Annotated in this window: 17 protein-coding genes; 7 read left to right on the top strand and 10 right to left on the bottom strand. The window is 63.8% G+C overall.

What is annotated here, in order from left to right; all coding sequences use genetic code 11:
* Positions 1-241: 241 nt before the first annotated feature.
* Positions 242-2,188 carry a threonine--tRNA ligase gene (thrS, locus tag TabM4_RS14100; RefSeq protein ID WP_434613559.1) on the bottom strand — a complete coding sequence of 649 codons (1,947 nt, stop codon included), beginning with the start codon at positions 2,186-2,188 and terminating at the stop codon, positions 242-244.
* 155 nt (positions 2,189-2,343) lie between these two features.
* Here thrS and TabM4_RS14095 point away from each other — a divergent pair, with 155 nt between their 5' ends.
* From TabM4_RS14095 to TabM4_RS14085, 3 genes are read left to right on the top strand one after another with little or no spacing between them, the layout of a single operon-like run.
* The gene (locus TabM4_RS14095) at positions 2,344-3,084 is read left to right on the top strand and encodes an alpha/beta hydrolase (RefSeq protein WP_434613556.1); all 741 of its coding nucleotides are present in this window, start codon (positions 2,344-2,346) and stop codon (positions 3,082-3,084) included.
* Entirely contained in the window at positions 3,081-4,064 is a 984-nt protein-coding gene (locus TabM4_RS14090) for an alpha/beta hydrolase (RefSeq protein WP_434613554.1), read from the top strand. The genes TabM4_RS14095 and TabM4_RS14090 overlap by 4 nt, the downstream gene beginning before the upstream one ends.
* Complete coding sequence (locus tag TabM4_RS14085; protein WP_434613551.1) at positions 4,061-4,792, top strand: alpha/beta fold hydrolase; 732 nt, start codon at positions 4,061-4,063, stop codon at positions 4,790-4,792. Before TabM4_RS14090 ends, TabM4_RS14085 begins: the two co-directional genes overlap by 4 nt.
* On the opposite strand, the gene phaZ is transcribed toward TabM4_RS14085, so the two are convergent.
* Complete coding sequence (gene phaZ, locus TabM4_RS14080; protein ID WP_434613548.1) at positions 4,770-6,047, bottom strand: polyhydroxyalkanoate depolymerase; 1,278 nt, start codon at positions 6,045-6,047, stop codon at positions 4,770-4,772. The genes TabM4_RS14085 and phaZ overlap by 23 nt on opposite strands.
* A 107-nt stretch (positions 6,048-6,154) precedes the next feature.
* Here phaZ and phaC point away from each other — a divergent pair, with 107 nt between their 5' ends.
* The 4 genes from phaC (at position 6,155) to TabM4_RS14060 (ending at position 10,238) form a co-directional block, all read left to right on the top strand.
* The gene (phaC, locus tag TabM4_RS14075) at positions 6,155-7,951 is read left to right on the top strand and encodes a class I poly(R)-hydroxyalkanoic acid synthase (RefSeq protein ID WP_434613545.1); all 1,797 of its coding nucleotides are present in this window, start codon (positions 6,155-6,157) and stop codon (positions 7,949-7,951) included.
* A 158-nt stretch (positions 7,952-8,109) separates the two neighbouring features.
* Positions 8,110-8,559, top strand: a complete 450-nt coding sequence (locus tag TabM4_RS14070; protein ID WP_434613542.1) for a Phasin — start codon at positions 8,110-8,112, stop codon at positions 8,557-8,559.
* A 152-nt stretch (positions 8,560-8,711) separates the two neighbouring features.
* Positions 8,712-9,272: a polyhydroxyalkanoate synthesis repressor PhaR gene (gene phaR, locus TabM4_RS14065; protein WP_434613539.1), complete on the top strand. Its 561-nt coding sequence runs from the start codon at positions 8,712-8,714 to the stop codon at positions 9,270-9,272.
* A 21-nt stretch (positions 9,273-9,293) separates the two neighbouring features.
* A complete protein-coding gene (locus TabM4_RS14060) occupies positions 9,294-10,238 on the top strand; it encodes a LysR family transcriptional regulator (RefSeq protein ID WP_434613536.1) in 945 nt (314 codons plus the stop codon).
* A gap of 86 nt (positions 10,239-10,324) precedes the next feature.
* Here TabM4_RS14060 and TabM4_RS14055 read toward each other — a convergent pair whose 3' ends face one another.
* The 8 genes from TabM4_RS14055 to TabM4_RS14020 all read right to left on the bottom strand — a co-directional run bounded on the left by TabM4_RS14055 (position 10,325) and on the right by TabM4_RS14020 (position 19,147).
* The gene (locus TabM4_RS14055) at positions 10,325-11,512 is read right to left on the bottom strand and encodes a DegT/DnrJ/EryC1/StrS family aminotransferase (RefSeq protein ID WP_434613533.1); all 1,188 of its coding nucleotides are present in this window, start codon (positions 11,510-11,512) and stop codon (positions 10,325-10,327) included.
* 128 nt (positions 11,513-11,640) lie between these two features.
* A complete protein-coding gene (locus TabM4_RS14050; protein ID WP_434613531.1) occupies positions 11,641-12,948 on the bottom strand; it encodes an NAD(P)/FAD-dependent oxidoreductase in 1,308 nt (435 codons plus the stop codon).
* Entirely contained in the window at positions 12,948-14,303 is a 1,356-nt protein-coding gene (locus TabM4_RS14045) for a glutamine synthetase family protein (protein WP_434613528.1), read from the bottom strand. Before TabM4_RS14045 ends, TabM4_RS14050 begins: the two co-directional genes overlap by 1 nt.
* Before the next feature lie 40 nt (positions 14,304-14,343).
* Positions 14,344-15,024, bottom strand: a complete 681-nt coding sequence (locus TabM4_RS14040) for a type 1 glutamine amidotransferase (protein WP_434613525.1) — start codon at positions 15,022-15,024, stop codon at positions 14,344-14,346.
* 139 nt (positions 15,025-15,163) lie between these two features.
* Entirely contained in the window at positions 15,164-16,501 is a 1,338-nt protein-coding gene (locus tag TabM4_RS14035; protein ID WP_434622083.1) for a glutamine synthetase family protein, read from the bottom strand.
* Between the two features lie 149 nt (positions 16,502-16,650).
* Positions 16,651-17,478 (bottom strand): ABC transporter permease, encoded by an 828-nt coding sequence (locus TabM4_RS14030; protein ID WP_434613521.1) that lies wholly within the window; start codon positions 17,476-17,478, stop codon positions 16,651-16,653.
* A 10-nt stretch (positions 17,479-17,488) separates the two neighbouring features.
* Positions 17,489-18,373: an ABC transporter permease gene (locus TabM4_RS14025; protein ID WP_434613518.1), complete on the bottom strand. Its 885-nt coding sequence runs from the start codon at positions 18,371-18,373 to the stop codon at positions 17,489-17,491.
* Positions 18,374-18,415: 42 nt separating this feature from the next.
* Complete coding sequence (locus TabM4_RS14020; RefSeq protein WP_434613515.1) at positions 18,416-19,147, bottom strand: transporter substrate-binding domain-containing protein; 732 nt, start codon at positions 19,145-19,147, stop codon at positions 18,416-18,418.
* Positions 19,148-19,172 lie beyond the last annotated feature (25 nt).

Here is a 19,172-nt window from a genome sequence, read left to right as displayed (position 1 = left end):
CCTTAATCCACTTGCCTGTGCGTCGCAGGAGGGGCGGCAGAAGTCTGTCGTCACTTGGAAAATCATGCCAAAGCGCCGTTGAAAATCAAGCGTGATTCCGTCGCCGCCGCAGGGCGTGCAACCCAATGAAACAAGGGGGAAATCCCGGATGTGGCGCTTTTTCGGGCAGGACGCGAATCAGGGGCGCCAAAAGGAAAAGGCACCCGAAGGTGCCTTTCCGTCCGATTTTCCGACCCGGCGCTCAGCGCATGTCGGGCGGCAGGGCAGCGGCGGATAGCTCGGCCACGATGGCCTCCAGCGTCATCGTCTCGGTCCGCGTCTCACCCAGACGTCGGACGGAAACGGTGCGCTCCTCCACTTCTTTCATCCCGATGGCAAGGATGACCGGAACCTTGCCCACAGAGTGCTCACGCACCTTGTAGTTGATCTTCTCGTTCCGCATATCCGCCTCGGCCCGCACCCCCGCAAGGGTCAGCGCCGTCACGACCTCTTCCACGAAGGGATCGGCATCCGACACGATCGAGGCGACGACCACCTGACGCGGCGCCAGCCAGAAGGGCAGCTTGCCGGCGTGGTTCTCGATCAGGATGCCGATGAACCGTTCAAACGATCCAAGGCAGGCGCGGTGCAGCATGAAGGGGCGGTGCTTCGCGCCGTCCTCGCCGATGTAGCTTGCGTCGAGCCGCTCTGGCAGGTTGGGGTCCAACTGCAGCGTCCCGCATTGCCAATCGCGCCCGATGGCATCGGTCAGCACGAATTCCAGCTTGGGCGCATAGAAGGCCCCCTCGCCGGGGAAAAGCTCATAGGGGTATCCGGCGGCCATGCAGGCATTGGCCAGCGCCGCCTCCATCTTGTCCCAGATCTCGTCCGATCCAACGCGCTTCTCGGGCCGGGTGGAAAGTTTTACGCGCCATTTGTCGAAGCCGAGGTCGGAATAGATTTTCGCCAGAAACTCGATGAATTTCTTCGATTCCGCTTCCACCTGATCCAGCGTGCAGAAGACATGCGCGTCATCCTGCGTAAATCCGCGCACCCGCATGATCCCATGCAGCGCGCCGGACGGTTCATAACGCGCGCAGGATCCGAATTCCGCCATGCGGATCGGCAGGTCGCGATAGGATTTCAGGCCCACGTTGAAGATCTGCACATGGCAGGGGCAGTTCATGGGTTTCAGCGCGTTGACGACCTTTTCCCGGGCGCCTTCCTCGTCCACCTCCACGATGAACATGTTCTCACGGTAGTTTTCCCAGTGGCCGGAAGCTTCCCACAGCTTGCGGTTCACCACTTGGGGAGTGTTCACCTCGACATAGCCATCCCGACGCTGCTGGCGGCGCATGTAGTCTTGCAGTGTCGTGTAGATGGTCCACCCGTTCGGGTGCCAGAAGATCTGCCCCGGCGCCTCTTCCTGCATGTGGAACAGGTTCATCTCGCGGCCAAGCTTGCGGTGGTCGCGCTTGGCGGCCTCTTCCAGCATGGTCATATGGGCCTTCAGATCGTCGCGGTTCTTGAAGGCCACGCCATAGATGCGTTGCAGCATCGGGCGGGACGCATCGCCCAGCCAATAGGCCCCCGCCACATGAGTCAGCTTGAACGCATCCGCAGGCACCTGCCCCGTATGCTGGAAATGCGGGCCACGGCACAGATCCTGCCAATCCCCGTGCCAATACATGCGCAGGTCCTGATCCTCGGGGATCTTGTGGACCAGTTCCACCTTGTAGGGCTCGCCCCGGCTTTCGTAATAGGCCAACGCATCTGCGCGGGACCAGATTTCCGTCCGCACGGGATCGCGGGCGTTGATGATCTGCTTCATCTTGGCCTCGATCTGGCCAAGGTCATCGGGCGTGAACGGTTCCGCCCGGTCGAAGTCATAGAACCAACCGTAATCGCGCACCGGACCGATGGTCACCTTCACATCGGGCCAGATTTCCTGCACGGCACGCGCCATGATATGCGCCAGATCGTGCCGGATCAGTTCCAGCGCGGGCCCGTCATCCTTCATCGTGTTGATCGAGATGCGGGCATCGCTGTGGATCGGCCATTGCAGGTCCCAGTGCTGGCCGTCGACCATGGCCGAGATCGCGGCCTTGGCCAGCGAAGGCGCGATGGCCTGTGCCACCTGCGCGGGCGTCACGCCTACGTCGAAGTTGCGGATGTTGCCATCGGGAAATGTCAGGGAAATCTGGGCCATATGCGGCTCCCTCGTCGGTTTGGCGCCCACGGAACGCCCGGTTGCGGGTTATGTGACGCCTTCCTGCGCGGGCGGGGGCGGAATGTCAACCTGCGCCGGGGCAGTGGCATCCCGGCGCGGGCTGGCCTATGTCCTGTCGCAACACGGAGAACCGCATGACCGACCATCTGACAACCCCCCAAGGCCGCCGCATCGCCTATGTCCAGACGCCGGGGCAGGGGCCGGGCGTGGTGTTCCTTGGCGGTTTCATGTCTGACATGACCGGGACAAAGGCCGTCTTCCTGCAGGATTGGGCCGAAAGGCACGGACGCGCGTTCCTGCGCTTCGACTATTCCGGCCACGGACAATCCTCCGGCGCCTTCGAAGAGGGCTGCATCGGCGACTGGTTCGAGGATGCGCTCGCCGTGATTGCGGCGCGGACCGAGGGGCCGCAGGTCCTCGTCGGGTCCTCCATGGGGGGCTGGATCGCGCTGCAGATCGCCCGCGCCCTGCCGGAGCGGGTCAAGGGCCTTGTCGGCATCGCCCCCGCGCCGGATTTCACCGAAGACAGCATGTGGGCAGGGTTCTCTGAGGCAGAACGCACGCGCCTGATGACGGAAGGGCGGATCGTGATCCCCTCCGATTACTCGCCCGACGGCTATCCCATCACCCGCCGCCTGATCGAAGAGGGGCGGCAGCGCCTTGTCCTGCGCGCGCCCCTGCGGCTGCCGTTCCCGGTGCGTATCCTGCAGGGCACGGCCGATACCGACGTGCCCCCCGCGGTGGCGCTTCGCCTGATGGAGCATGCGGAATGCGACGATCTTCGCCTGACGCTGGTGAAGGGGGCCGATCACCGCTTTTCAACACCCGCCTGCCTTGCCATGATCGCGGCGGCGGTGGATGAGGTGAGTGTGTGATACGTATCTTCGGGAAATGGCTGGGGCGGTTCCTCGCGGCGCTTGCCGTGGCTTTGGTGGCCCTTTGGTTCGGGGTGCCGCGCACGGGGGTGGAACGCTCTGTCGAGTTTTCCGAAGCGAACATTCCCGCCGACGTCGATGCCTATGTTTCCCAGCGTGAAGCGGCATTTTCGGACATCCGCCCCGGTGACGCCAAGCGCATCCTCTGGGCGGGTGAGCAGGGGGCGAAGACCCCCTTCGCCATCGTCTATGTCCACGGTTTCTCTGCCAGCCCCGCCGAGATCCGCCCCGTCCCGGACGAGGTGGCAAGGGCGCTTGGCGCGAACCTCTTCTTCACCCGCCTTGCCGGACATGGCCGCGACGGGGCCGCCATGGCACAGGCCAGCGCCGAGGACTGGCTTTTCGACATGGCCGAGGCCATGGCCATCGGCCGACGTCTTGGTGACCGGGTGATCGTCATAGGCACCTCGACTGGGGGCACGCTTGCCGCACTGGCCGCGACCGACCCGCAATTGAACAAAGGGCTGGCGGGCACGGTGCTGATCTCGCCCAATTTCGGCGTCCACGCGCCCGCGCAATGGATCCTCGATGCGCCCTTCGTGGAACACTGGGGGGCAGCCGTGGCGGGCGAGACGCGGTCCTTCACCCCGCTCAATGCCGAACAGGGGCGGCACTGGACCACGGAATACCCGACCGCCGCGCTCTATCCAATGGCCCGCCTGATCCGCGCCGCGCGCGATGCGGATTATGCACAGGCCAAGACCCCGGCGCTCTTTCTCTATGCGCCCGCCGATCAGGTGATCGACCCTGCCCGCATCCCGCCCGTGATCGACGCATGGGGAGGACCGACACAGGTGGAACGGCGCGAGATGCAGGGCGATGACGATCCCTATGCCCATGTCATCGCAGGCGACATCATGTCCCCCGGCCAGACGGAGCAGACCATCCGCATCATCACCGATTGGGCGCGCGGATTGTGAAGGAACCGATCCTCTTGATCCCCGGCCTTTTGTGCGATGCGCGCACCTTCCTGCCGCAGATCGTGCATCTGGGGGCGCAGTATCCCATCCACATCGCCCTGCCCGTGCAGGGCGAGACGGTGGAACAGATGTCCGAGGCGATCCTTGCCTCGGCCCCCCCGAATTTCATCCTGATCGGGCATGGCCTTGGCGGCGATGTCGCGCTGGATATCCTGCGGCGTGACAATGGCCGGGCCAGCCGGGCGGTGCTGATCTCCACCGATCCCCTGTCGGAACCCCCCGCCACGGCCGCGGCGCGCGAGGCGCGCATCGTGGCCGCCAAGGCGGGCCGCCTGAAAGAGGTGGTGGCGCAGGAATATCCGGAAACGGCCTTCGCCCCCTCGGAATGGCGGGCAGAGATCATGGCTCTTGTGCGCGACATGGCGCTGACCTTGGGCGAGGGGGCCTTCCTGCGCCAGACCCGCGCCCTGCAGCGCCGCCCGGATCAGCAAAAGACCCTGCGCCGTGCCAATCTTCCCCTGCTGATGATCGCGGGCGCGGATGATCCGCTGGTGCCCGTGCGCAGACAGGACTTCGCGGCCCAACTCGCGCCCCACGGCAAGTTGCAGGTGATCGACGGGGCAGGGCACCTGCCTATGCTCGACCAGCCCGAGGCGGTGACCGCGGCGCTGGAGGCCTTTCTGAACGGCCCGATGATGCTGCGCGTTACTGCGAAGCCGCGAGGCTGATCTTCGCCTTCTTCGGACGCGGTTCCCCGGAATTCGCGTCGATGAAGTTCAACACCAGCGGGCGGATGTTCAGACGCCACGACTTGCCAGCGAAGATGCCGTAATGGCCCGCGCCGGGTTCCAGATGGCTTGCCTTCTTTTCCTCCGGCAATCCGGTCAGCAGCTTCAGCGCCGCAATGCATTGGCCGGGGGCCGAGATGTCGTCATTCGCGCCTTCCACCGTCTTGACGGCCACCTGCGTGATCGCCCCGATATCCACCCGCTTGCCCGCGACGGTGAATTCGTTCCGGGCAATCTCGCGGTTCTTGAAGATGCGTTCCACGGTGGAAAGGTAGAATTCCGCCGTCATGTCCATCACGGCGAGATATTCGTCGTAGAACCGGTTATGCGCATCGTGATCCGATGCCTCGCCCCGCGCCACGCGCATGATCTGTTCGGCGAATGCCTTGGAATGGCGTTCGGCGTTCATCGACATGAAGCTCTGCAGTTGCAGAAGGCCCGGATAGACCAGCCGCCCCGCACCCTTGTACTTGAACCCCACGCGCTGGATCGCGGTCTGTTCCAATTGGCCCATGGTCACGCGGCGCCCGAAATCGGTGACATCGGTCGCGGCGGCATCCGGGTCGATCGGCCCCCCGATGAGCGTCAGCGAACGCGGCTGCGCCTCCGGGTCCTCACCCGCCAAATAGGCGGTGGCGGCGAGGGTCAGGGGGGCGGGCTGGCAGACGGCGATGATATGCGTATCCGGCCCCAAGGCGCGCATGAAGTCCACAAGGTAGAGGGTGTAATCCTCCACGTCGAACTTGCCTGCCGAAACGGGGATGTCGCGCGCATTGTGCCAGTCGGTGACGAAGACATCCGCATCCGGCAAGAGCGAGGCCACCGTCGACCGCAGCAGCGTCGCATAATGCCCCGACATCGGCGCGACCAGCAGGATCTTCCGCGCCATCGGCGCGCGGCGGCGCACGAAGAACTGCACGAGGTTGCCGAAGGGGCGTTCCACCACCGTCTTCACATCGACGAGGTGGTCGGTGCCATCCGGCCCGACGATGGAGCGGATGCCCCAGTCCGGCTTGGCCACCATGCGCCCGAAGGTGCGTTCCGTCACTTCGCCCCATGCGGCCATCATCGGCAGCACCGGGTTCATCGACAAGGCGAAGGCAGGATAGGACGCCATCGCCCGAGCGGTGGCCCCAAGCCACTCATTCGTGTTGCGAGCCGTCTCCATCATGTCGTAGGTGAACATGTACCGCACACTGCGTCTCCTTGTCCGGGTGGGCCTAACTCCGGCATTCACAGCTTTCCCCCCCGGTCCGGTGGCGATATGCTGCATAGCGGCGAGGATAGGGGGGAAATATTCGCATGACAACGGAAGACAACGACGCAGGTGAAAGACTCGTTAGGCTGAACGAGAATCTCGCCAAGGTCGAAGCGTTGTCGCAACGCCTCGTGTCGGCGATGGCAAAGCGCAAGGCGGTGGACAACGCCCTGCACGGCCCGGCCCCGGATGTCTACATGAAGGCCGCCTCGGCCTATCTGGCCGAGATGATGCATAACCCGGCCAAGATCCTCGAACACCAGATCAACTACTGGGGCAAAAGCCTGAAACACTACGTCGAGGCGCAGCAGACGCTGGCCAAGGGCGAATTGAAGGCCCCCCCGGATGCCACGCCCAAGGATCGCCGCTTCTCCAATCCGCTGTGGGAAACCCATCCCTTCTTCAACTACCTCAAGCAGCAATATCTGATGAACGCCGAGGCGCTGTCGGCGGCGGTGGACGACATGTCCACCCTCGACCCGGCCGACAAGCGCAGGGTGGAATACTTCACCCGCCAGATCGTCGACATGTTCTCGCCTACCAACTTCCTCGGCACCAATCCCGACGCGCTGGAACGCGCGATCGAGACGGATGGCGAAAGCCTCGTGAAGGGGCTGGAGAACCTCGTCGCGGATATCGAGGCGAATTCCGGCGACCTTCTGGTGACGCTGGCCGACAAGGAGGCCTTCCATGTAGGCCAGAACCTTGCCACCACCCCCGGCGCGGTGGTCTACCGCAACAAGATGTTCGAACTGATCCAGTACGCGCCCACGACCGAAAAGGTCCATGCGACGCCATTGCTGATCTTCCCGCCCTGGATCAACAAATTCTACATCCTTGACATGAAGCCCGCGAACAGCCTGATCAAATGGGTCGTGGATCAAGGCTTTACCGTCTTTGTTGTGTCTTGGGTGAACCCGGATTCCGGCTATCGCGACGTGGGTCTCGACGATTACATCCGCGACGGCTACCTGCGCGCCATGGCCGAGACGCGCCGCATCACGGGCGAGAAGCAGATCAACTGCGTGGGCTATTGCATCGCGGGCACCACCCTTTCGCTGACGCTGGCGCATCTGGAAAAGGCGGGCGACACTTCGGTGAAATCCGCCACGCTCTTCACCACGCTGACCGATTTCTCGGATCCCGGCGAGGTGGGCGTCTTCCTGAACGACGATTTCGTCAACGGGATCGAACGACAGGCGGAACAGGACGGGATCCTGTCGCGCTTCTTCATGTCGCGCACCTTCAGCTTCCTGCGCTCCAACGACCTGATCTACCAACCCGCCATCAAGAGCTACATGATGGGCGAGGCCCCACCCGCCTTCGACCTGCTCTACTGGAACGGCGACGGCACCAATCTGCCCTGCAAGATGGCGCTGGAATATCTGCGCGGCCTTTGCCAACAGGACCGTTTCGCAACCACGGGCTTTCCCGTCTTCGGCAAGCCCGTCACGCTTTCGGACGTCAAGCTGCCAATCTGCGCCATCGCCTGCGAGACGGATCACATCGCCCATTGGCGCGGCAGCTTCAACGGCGTGAAGCAGATGGGATCGAAGGACAAAACCTTCATCCTGTCGGAAAGTGGCCATATCGCGGGGATCATCAACCCTCCCTCCAAGGGCAAGTATGGCCATTACACGAACGACGGTCCCGTTTCCGGCGCACCGGAGGACTGGAAGGCAAGCGCGACCTACCATCAGGGCAGCTGGTGGCCGCGCTGGGGCGAGTGGCTCTCCTCGCGATCCGGCAAGAAGGTCAAGGCACGTGTGCCGGGCGATTCGGGGGCGGATGTGCTGGCCCCCGCGCCGGGCACCTATGTCACCGCGGTGCCAAACGCCTGATCCGTCGTGCAATTTCCGGTTGCGTGACGCATTCCGCCATTGCAATGCTGCAATGCAGAAAAAAGCTTGAATTGCTGCGCTGCAGCATGTATATCTTTGCTCATCAGGAAACGACCTCACACCCGAGACCGCTTGATCGGCCCGCCAGGAGCAAAGAAATGACCAAGACAACCGATTTCACCAAAGTCATGCAGGACATGATGGCTTCCTTCCCGGTCGATGCTTCGGCCATGCAGAACGCGTTCAAGACGCAGGCCGCGATGGGCGAGAAGCTGTCGAAAGTGGCTCTCGAAGCCGCCGAGAAGTCGACCGAAATCACCGCCAAATGGACCAAGGACACCCTCGCCAAGCTGGGCGATGTCTCCAAGGCCAAGACCGAACCGACCGACTACACCAAGTCGGTGACCGATTTCGCCTCTGCCTATGCCGAAATGGCCGCCGAGAACATGGCCGCCTTCGCCGAAGTGGCCAAGAAGGTGCAGATGGAAACCGTCGAACTGATGCTGGCGGCCGGCAAGGACTTCTCGGAAGACGCGACCGCCGCGGTGAAGAAGGCGACTGCCGAAGTCACCTCTGTGGCCAAGAAGGCCGCTGCGGCTGCGAAGTAATCCGCAAGGATCGGCGTCCCCGCACCTCCTCCCTGTCGGTCGGACGCGCTTTGGGCGGGCCTCGTGCCCGCCCTTTCTTTTTGAAAATCCCTGTCTTAAGCTTCTCTGCATTGCAGCCATTGCAGTTGCGAAAAGAATGGGGAGGGGGGCCTATGGCCGATACAGACAAGCCGCTTCTGATCAAGCGCTATGCCAGCCGCAGGCTCTACAACACCGAGACGTCTGATTACGTCACGCTGGAAGATATCGCAGGCTTCATCCGCGCCGGGCGCGAGGTGCAGATCGTCGATCTGAAATCCGGCGACGACCTGACACGGCAATACCTTCTTCAGATCGTTGCCGAACATGAGGCGAAGGGCGAAAACGTCCTGCCGATCAATGTGCTGACCGATCTCGTCCGCTCCTACACGACCGAGATGCAATCCGTCGTGCCGCAATTCCTTGCCGCCTCCTTCGAGATGCTGCGCGAGGGACAGTCGAAGATGATGGAAAACCTGTCCTCCTTCCCCAACCCGATGGCCGCGATGCCGGGCTTCGAGGCGATGCGCAAGCAGCAGGAGGTCTTCATGCAGGCCTTCATGGGCGGCCTTCCCGGCTGGGGTGGCAGCGGTCCGGCCAAGGAAGAGGGGGCCGAGGCGCAGCCCAAGGATGCCGAACTCGCCCAGATCAAGGCCCAACTGGCCGAGCTGCAGAAGAAACTCTCCAAGCTCTGATCGGCGGAAAGGGGGCGTCCCATGACCGAAGGCCAGGGGCGCGTGACCCTCTGGGGGATCGAGGTCTTTCTGGCAGCGGCCGAGGAAGGGTCGATCTCCACCGCCGCGCGGCGGCTGGGCGTAAGCCCCTCCGCCGTCAGCCAGCAGTTGTCCTCGCTCGAGTCCGCGCTGGGCGCGGTCCTGATGGACCGCAGCGCGAGGCCCCTGTCGATCACCCCGGCGGGGACGATGTTTCGACGTCACGCGCAGGTCATCCTGAATGCCGAGGCCGAGGCGCGGGCCGAACTGGCCATGGCCGATCTGTCGGGCCTGACGACGTTGCGGCTGGGCATGATCGAGGATCTCGATGCCGAGGTGACGCCCCGCCTGCTGACGGAGCTTGCGGCCGAGTTGAAGGGCTGCCGCTTCCATCTGGAAACCGGTGCCAGCCACCATCTGCTGGAACAGTTGTCGAACCGCGCGCTGGACATGGTGGTTGCCGCCGATGCCACGCTCGACGCCCCCGAAGGTTGGCGTGAAGTGCATGGTCTTCTGGCCGAACCCTTCCTCGCTGTGGCGCCGAAAGGGGGCGACATCGGCAACCTGCCCCTGATCCAGTATACCACCCGCCATCTGATGGGCCGCCAGATCGCGGCCCATCTGGCGCGTCAGAACTTGCGCATCGGGGCGCGGTTCGAACTGGACAGCTATGCCCCGATCCTCGCCATGGTCGCGGCTGGCGCAGGCTGGACGATCCTGACACCGCTCGCCCTGCACCACGCCACCCGCTTCCGGGCAGAGGTGGAGGTGCACCCCTTGCCGTTCGAACCGCTGGCGCGCAGCCTTTCCCTGCATGCGAGGGCGGGTGTCCTGCGCGATATGCCGTCGGATGTGGCCATCCGCCTGCGTCGTCTGTTGCAGGCGCAGGTGGTGGAACCCAGCCGGGCCCTCTGGCCATGGCTTGGCGATACGCTACGGACCTTGTGACCGTCGAAAATTCTTCTGCGAAGAGTTTTGCGATCTTCCAAAGGAAGATCGCGACCGAACGCTTTCCGGATGAAGAGCCTTGCTCCTCAGCCCTTCACGTCCAATGCCGCATCCACGATCGCGCAGGCGATGTAATCGAGTTCCGCCTCCGTCAACCGCGCCGGAAGCCGGACGTCGCAGGCCCGCATCAGCATGGCACGCGTGCGCGGCAATTCCGGCATGGGGCCAAGGAACTGCCAGTTCCAATAGGCCCGCGCATTGCCCTCCGACAGGCCGAAGACCTGCACCGATACACCACGCGCCTTGGCCGCCTTCTGGAAGGCCCGCGCCTCGTCATCGGACCAGTCTCCCGTCAGGTTGAACTGGATCGAGTCGGGCGCGCGGTTCTCCTGTGGCAGGGCAGGGGGCACGGTCAGCAGGCCGCTCGCGTTCAATCGCTCCGCCACCCAGTCGTGATTGGCGCGTCCCTTCGTCACGCGCCGCGCGACCTCGGGCAATTGCGGACGGATCACCGCCGCCGAAAGATTCTGCATGCGCAGATTGTAAAGCGGCAACCTGTTCTGCCAATGGGCACAGGAATTCGACAGACCCGGATGCTTCTTCCAGTTCTCCTCATAGGCGCCCGACATGATGATCGCCCGCGCGGCCAGTTCCGGATCATCCGTCACCATGATCCCGCCTTCACCCGCATTCACCAGCTTGTAGGACTGAAAGCTGAAACAGCCGATCTTTCCGATGGTCCCGATGTTGCGCCCGTTCCATGTGGTGCCCAACGAATGCGCCGCGTCCTCTATCACCGGAATGCCGCGCGCGTCGCACAGCCCCATGATCGCATCCATGTCCGAGGTATGGCCGCGCATGTGGCTGATCATCACCGCCTGCGCATCCGCCAGTTTCGCCTCGAAATCCGCCATGTCCACGCGGTAATTTGCGCCCACCTCCACCAGCACCGGCACGCAATCGGCATGGACGATGGACGAGGGCACCGCAGCAAAGGTGAAGGCCGGGATCAGGACCTTCGCCCCCCGCGGCAGGTCCAGCGCCTTCAGCGACAGGAACAGCGCCGCCGAACAGGAAGACACCGCCAGAGCATAGCGTGATCCCAGCAGGGCCGCGAACTCCTCCTCCAGCAGCGCGACCGGCGCATCCTCCGGCGCGGTATAGCGGAACAGATCACCCGAGGAGAGCAGTCTGTCGATCTCGGCCCGCGCGGCCTCGGGGATCGGTTCGGCGTCATAGACATTGGGGGCGAGTGCCTGTCCGTCCGGGGCCATACCTGCACCTTTTCTGAAAATCTTCTTCTCGTTTTCTGTAAATAGGCAGCCGCCACATTTCCAGCGAGAAGTTCAGGACAGCAGGATTTTCCCCGCGCCACGGGGCAGGAAACCGCCGAAACTGGGGGTCACAGCCCTAGCCGGTCGCGCATCGAATACCAGGTCATCGCCAGCACGAGCATGGGCCAGCGCAGCACCGCCCCGCCCGGAAAGCGCGGCGTGGGTAGGCGCGCCATCAGGTCGAAGCGTTCGGCCTGACCTGCCACCGCTTCGGCCAGAATGCGCCCTGCCAGCGTCGCCAGCGCCACCCCATGCCCGGAATAGCCGGATGCCGACAGGACATTCGGCGCCACCCGCAGGAAACAGGGGTTGCGCGTCATGGTAATGGCCAGCGTCCCGCCCCATGCATGGTCGATCTTCACATCCTTCAGGCCGGGATAGATCTCCAGCATCGGCTTGCGGACGGTCTTGATGATGTCGGGAAAGCGGTAGCCATAGCTTTCCCCGCCCCCGAAAAGCAGCCGGTTATCTTCGGACAGCCGCCAGTAGTTCACCACGAACTTGGTATCTGCCACCGCCACCGGTTCCGCCAGAACCTCACCCGCGCGCTCGCCCAGGGGTTCGGTGGCAAGGATGAAGTTGTTGATCGGCATCACCCGTGCCGCCACCTGCGGCTCCAGCCCGCCGAGATAGCCGTTGCAGGCGAGGATCAGGTGATCGCAGATCACGCGGCCCCCCGCGGTCGTCACCACGGACTTTGCCCCATGGAGGATGCCCGTCACCTCCGACCGTTCATGGATTACCGCGCCCGCCGCCCGCGCCGCCCGCGCAAGGCCGATGGCATAGTTCAGCGGATGCACATGGCCCGCGCCCCGGTCCACCTCGCCCCCCGCGAACACGCCAGAGGGGATAAGCCGCCCGATCCCTTCTCGCGTCAGCGGCTCCACCTGATCATAGCCGTAATCGCGGCGCAGCTTCTCGGCATAGGCATGGGCGTCCCGCACCTCGCCCGCGCTCCAGCAGGCATGGGCGATGCCGGGGTGAAACCGCACCGGCATGCCATGGGCGGTGATCAGCCCGCGCACCATGTCTTTCGCCTCCTGCGCGAAATCCCACAGCCTGCGTGCATCCTCCCGACCGACGGTCGCCTCCAGCGCCTCCTGATCCAGCCGTTGCCCGCTGCCCACCTGCCCGCCGTTCCGCCCCGACGCGCCAAAGCCCACGCGATGCGCCTCAAGCACGATCACCGAAAGGCCGCGCCCGGCCAGATGCAGCGCGGCGGAAAGGCCTGTATATCCCGCACCTACAATGCAGACATCGGCCCTCGCCTCGCCCTGCAGGGGGGGCAGGGGGCCGAACTCCGCCCGTGTCGCGGCATAATAGGACGGGGGATAGTCCCCCGCCCGGTCATTGGCATGCAGAAGATTAAGCCGCATCAGACGTTCAGCAGCAGATGCTCGCGCTCCCACGGGCTGATGACCTGCAGGAACTCCTTGTATTCGTTGCGCTTCACGGAGTCGTAGACGCTGCAGAACTCCAGCCCCAGCGCCTCGCGCAGCAGGGCGTCCTCTTCCAAGAGATCCAGCGCGTCGCCGAGGTTGTAGGGCAGGTCCGTTTCCATGTTGTAGGCGTCCTGCGTGCATTCGGGGCGGGGCATCTTGCCCGCCTTCAGCCCCAGATAACCGCAGGCAAGGCTGGCCGCGATGCCGAGATAGGGGTTGCAGTCCATCCCCGCGAGACGGTTCTCCAGCCGCCGCGCCTCGGGTCCCGAGATCGGGACGCGCAGGCCCGTGGTGCGGTTGTCGCGGCCCCATTCGAGGTTGATGGGCGCGGCGAAGTCCGGGACATAACGGCGATAGCTGTTGACGTAAGGCGCCAGCAGCGCGACGGCGGCGGGCAGGTGGGTCTGCATCCCGGCGATGAAATGCAGGAATTCCGGCGTCTCGCCCCCCTTGCGGTCGGAGAAGATGTTCTTCCCCGTCTTCTTGTCCACCACGGAATGGTGGATGTGCATGGCCGATCCCGGCTCGCCCTCGATCGGTTTCGCCATGAAGGTGGCGAAGCAGTCGTGGCGCAGCGCCGCCTCGCGGATCAGGCGCTTGAAGAAGAAGATCTCGTCCGCCAGCGCCACGGGGTCGCCATGGGCGAGGTTGATCTCCACCTGACCCGCGCCGCCTTCCTGAAGGATGCCGTCGATCTCGAACCCCTGCGCCTCGGCGAAGTCGTAGATGTCGTCGATGACCTTGCCGTATTCATCGACCGCACTCATGGAATAGGCCTGTTTCCCTGCCGCGCGGCGGCCGGAGCGGCCCATGGGCGGCATGACCGGCATGTTGGGGTCGAGGTTGCGGGCGGTCAGGAAGAACTCCATCTCGGGCGCGACGATGGGCTGCCAGCCTTCGGCGTTGTAAAGCTCCACGATCCGCTTCAGCACGTTGCGCGGCGCGGTGGGGACGGGGCGGCCCGCCTGATCCTGCGCGTCATGGATGACCTGAAGCGTCACGTCCGCCGTCCACGGCGCGGCGGTGGCGGTGGAGAAGTCCGGCACGAGGATCATGTCGGGTTCGGTGAAGGCCCCCGACGGGTTGTCCGCCCATTCCCCCGTGATCGTCTGCAGGAAGATGGAGTTCGGCAGGAAATAGTTGGCCTGCTTGGCGAATTTCGAGGCGGGCATCGCCTTGCCCCGCGCCACGCCGGCGATGTCGGCGATGATGCATTCGACTTCATCCACGCGGCGGCCTGCGATGAATTCGCGCGCTGCCTCGGGCAGTTTCTCGGTCCATTTGGACATGTGTCACACTATGTTTTTTCGGGTTGCCCGCGACGCCCTGTCAGGCGCGCGGTTCCTTGAAGAAGGCGGCGATACGGCCCGCCATTGTCTTGTCCTGCAGGGCCAAGTCCAGACGGGCGGCGGCTTCGGCCATCACCTCGTCGGGCACCAGTCCCTTGCCCCGGGTCTTCATCAACCCATCAACGAATTCGGGGCGGAATTCGGGATGGGCCTGCACCGTCAAGGCGCGGTCGTCGTAAAGAAGCGCCGCGTTGTTGCAGAAATCGTTGCTGGCGATGACGGTCGCGCCGGGCGGGGCCTGCACCACCTGATCGCGGTGCCATGCGTTCAAGCGCAGGGTTTCGCCGCCGAAGTCGTAATCGGTCGCCCCCACGGCCCAGCCGCCCGCATAGCGTTCGACCTTGCCGCCCATGGCCTGCGCAACGATCTGATGGCCGAAGCAGATGCCCACGACCGGAACCCGCGCGGTGAAGGAGTCGCGGATGAACTGCTCCAGCGGCGCAATCCACGGGTGATCCTCATAGACCCCGTGGCGCGATCCGGTGATCAGCCAACCGTCAGCATCGCGGACAGAGGCGGGAAACTCCCCCTCGACCACTTTCCATGTGCGGAAGGTGAAGCCATGGCCGTCAAGCAGACGGGCGAACATGTCGGGATAATCCCCCATTTCTGGAGCAAGCGCCTCGGGCGCAAGGCCGGTCTGTAGGATGCCGATCCGCATGATGTGCCTGTATCTCTGTCCGCAAAAGGTAGTGTCTTGCCCGTGCCTTCGGCAAGGGCCCCGATCTTTCGCAGAAAAATCGTAGGCCCCACCCGCGCGCCCGACGAATTTTCTGCGAAAATTCCGGGCGCGCTCCCGGTCAGACCGTGTCGAGGTAAAGCTCGACCCTCTCGTTCTCGCTCAACTCGCCGATGTAGTGCAATTCCTGACGCTTGGTCTGGATCAGGTTCTTGATCAGTTCGGGATGGATGAAGCGCGGAACGATCGTGCTTTTCTCCAGCGCCTCGATCGCACCTTCCCAAGTGTCCGGAATCTGCGGCAGATCTTCCACCGCATAGGCATTGCCGGTGATCGGTGCGGGCGGTTCCATCGCCTGCGTGATCCCGTCCAAAGCCGCGCCAAGGATGGCCGCCAGCATCAGATAGGGGTTCACATCGCCCCCTGCGACCCGATGCTCGATCCGCCGTGCGGCGGGGTTGCCCGCCGGAATCCGGATCGCGCTGGTGCGGTTCTCGTATCCCCAGCAGATTGCGGTGGGCGCATGCTTGCCGGGCACCAGCCGCTCATAGCTGTTCTGGTGCGGCGCGAAGATCAGCGTCGAATCATGCATCGCGTTCAGGCATCCAGCCACGGCCGAGCGCAGCATCGCCGTCCCCTTCGGACCGCCGGAATCAAAGACGTTCTTGCCGTCCTCGTCGATCAGGCTGAAATGCGTGTGCAACCCCGATCCCGAATATTCCGGATAGGGCTTTGCCATGAAACTGGCCGCAAAGCCGTGCCGCCGCGCGAGGCCCTTCACCAGCATCTTGAACAGCCATGCGTCATCCGCCGCGCGCAGCGGATCGTCGCAATGCATCAGGTTCACCTCGAACTGGCCAAGGCCCGTCTCCGACGTGGTCGTGTCGGCGGGAATGTCCATCGCCTCGCAGGCGTCGTAGAGATCGGTGAAGAAGACGTCAAAGGCATCCAGCGCCCGGATCGACAGCGTCTCCGCCGCCTTCCGCCGCTTGCCCGACCGGGGCGAGGGCGGCACCTGCAAGGTCTTGCCGCTGTCGTCGATCAGGAAGAACTCCAACTCCATCGCCACCACCGGCGTCAGGCCACGCTCCTTGAACCGGTCCACGATGGCGCGCAGCGCATGGCGCGGGTCGCCCTCATAGGGTGCGCCATTCTCGCGGAACATCCAGATCGGCAGCAGCGCCGTCGGCGCCTCCAGCCAGGGCATCGGCATGAAGCCGCGCTCGGTGGGCCGCAGCACCCCGTCCTGATCGCCCTGCTCGAAGACCAGCGGGCTGTCATCGATATCCTCGCCCCAGATATCGAGGTTCAGGACCGAAAACGGGAACCGTGTCCCGTTCTTCACCACATTCTCCGCGAACCGCGCCGGAACGCGCTTGCCGCGTGCCTGACCGTTCAGGTCAACCGCGGCCACGCGGATGGTCCGCACGTCCGGATGCTTCCTCAGCCAATCCTTCATCATCATGTTTTCAGGCGGGGGAGCATGAAGCCCGGCCCCGGTCCTTCCCCTGTGTTTCGATCCCCTTCCATCCAGGCCCCATGCCCGGTGCCGCATCTTCGGCGGACCCGGGCGAAAGCCGCCCGAGGAATTTGATCAAATCTAGGCTACTATCGGATCACCTGTGGACGCAAGCGGATTCTGCCGCGCATGTTCGACGGCAGATGCCGGTTCAGGCGGCGGTTGATCAATCCGAAGACCCAGATCAGAAGCAGCGTCAGGCAGATGAAATAGAAGCCAACGATGGGGTAGGGGATGAAGGGGTTGAAGGTCTTGTCGGCGAAGTAATTCGCGTAATAAAGCGCGTCGCCCTTCTGCTGGAACGCCGGAAAGCCGGAAAAGAACACCAGCGTCGTGGCATGGAACAGGAAGATCGCCTCGTTCGTATAGGCGGGCCAGCCAAGGCGCAGCATCGTGGGCCACAGCACCCGCCGGAACCGCGACCAGCCGGTGATGCCATAGGCATCCGCCGCCTCCACATCCCCTTTCGGCACCGATTTCAACGCGCCGTGGAAGATTTCCGCCGAATAGGCCGCCGTATTCAGGAACAGCACGAACAAAGCCCCGGCCCAAGCCCGCGTCGTCCATGCCGTCTCGATGGTGATGCCAAGGACATTGATCCCGGCCTTGGGCAGCAGGACCAGCAACTCATAGGCCAGAAAGAACTGGATGAAGAGCGGTGACCCCCGGAAGACGAAGATGAACCATTCGGCGGGCTTGCGCAGCCAAGGCGACTGAGCCGCCTTCGCCAGCGCCAGCGCATTGGCAAGGAAGAACCCGAACAGCAGTGCCAGCACGCCGAAATAGATGTTCCAGATCAGCCCCGACCCGATCAGCGTGAAATGCTGGCACAGCGTATAGTCCGACCGCGGCAGCAACCTTTCGCCGATCCCGATGGATCGCAGCCCATAGGCCTGAATCGTTTCAAGGCAGGTCATAGGCTCCATCTCAGGCCCCCGCCTTGCGCAACTGCTCGCCACCCAGCGTGGCCTGCCCATGCGACAGGCGCCGCGTCAGCCGGGCAAGAAAGACCTCCGACACCCGCGTGAAGGCCAGATAGAAGACCAGCAGCGCAAGGAAATAGAACACCCGCCAATCGCCATGCGGATAGGGGTTGTTCCCGCTCGTCTTGGCGCTGCCCAATTCGCGCGCCCAATAGACGATGTCCTGTATGCCCAGCAGGAACAGCAAGGGCGTCGCCTTGATCAGGATCAGCCAAAGGTTCGAAAGCCCCGGCAGCGCATAGACCCACATCTGCGGCACCAGCACGCGGCGGAACACCTGCCGGGGCGTCATGCCATAGGCTTCCGCCGTTTCAAGCTGCGCGCGCGGCACCGCCTGCATCGCACCGTAAAGCACATTGGCCGCAAAGGCCCCGAAGACCAGCGCAAAGGTGAACACGGCAAGCCCGAAGGCATAGGCCGAATGCCAGATGGCGGGCGAGGTCGCCAGCGGTACCTTCGCCTCGGGGCAGACGCGGAATTCCGTGCCGTTCCAGACGGGCTGCGACAGATCGGTGCAGACGAACAGGTGCTTCACCCATTCAAGCCCCTGATCAAGCGCGATCACGAAGAATAGGAAATAGACGATGTCCGGCACGCCGCGCACGGCGGCGATGTATCCCTTGCCCAAGATCGACAGCGGCAGCACATGCGACCGCGCCGCCATCGCGCCCCCGAACCCGAAGGCCAGCGCAACCGGCGCCGTCACGGCCAAGAGCATCAGCACTGTCACGAAGGACCAATAGAAATTGAAATGCGTCCCCGTGGTCAGGTAGCAGCTCAGCCATGTCAGGCCGGAAAGTTGCGTGGGATCGGCGCAATATTCGAACATCGGAGCGTCGCGGGCGGCCCTGTGGGACCGCCCGCCTTTGCCTTAGAACGTCGCGGCTTCGGGGCCGAACCACTTGGTGATCATCGCGTTCAGCGAACCGTCATCCTTCATCGACTGGATGGCCGCGTTCATCTTTTCCTTCAGCTCGGTGTCGCTTTCGCGCAGGCCGATGCCGACGCCGCCGCCAAGCTGCACCTCATTGGCCAGCAGCACCACTTCGCCATTCGAATCGGCCGCGATCGGGGCCAGATAGTCCTTGTCGGCAAAGACGGCATCCGCTTCGCCGTTGCGCACGGCGGCGACGGTTTCATCCGGCGTCGCGAATTCCAGCAGGGTCGCGCCCGATTCCGCCACATAGCCCGCCTGGATCGTGCCGGTCTGCGCGGCCACGACCGCACCTTCACCCACATTCACATCCGCCGTCAGCGCCAGATAGGCCGACGAGGCCGGGGGGATGTAGTTCTGCGAAAAGTCGATGACCTCTTCCCGCTCATCCGTGATCGACATGCCGGCCATGATCATGTCGTAGTTGCCCGACTGCAGGTTCGGGATGATCGAATCCCACGCATTCTGCACGAATTCGCAGTTCAGCGAGGCGCGCTTGCACAGCTCGTTGCCAAGCTCGATCTCATAGCCGGTCAACTCGCCGGTGGCCTGATCGATATAGTTGTAGGGCTCGTAGGCGCCTTCCGTGCCAATCCGCACCACGTCCTGCGCCAGCGCGGAACCCGCGGTCAGCGCCATCAGCGCGGTGGCAAGTATCATCTTCTTCATCGGTATCTCCCTAGGGTTTGATGCA

This window comes from Tabrizicola sp. M-4, from assembly GCF_051132405.1.
Taxonomy (GTDB): domain Bacteria; phylum Pseudomonadota; class Alphaproteobacteria; order Rhodobacterales; family Rhodobacteraceae; genus Paragemmobacter.
Note: the sequence above shows the minus strand (reverse complement) of the source record. Positions and strands in the feature narration are given on the sequence as shown.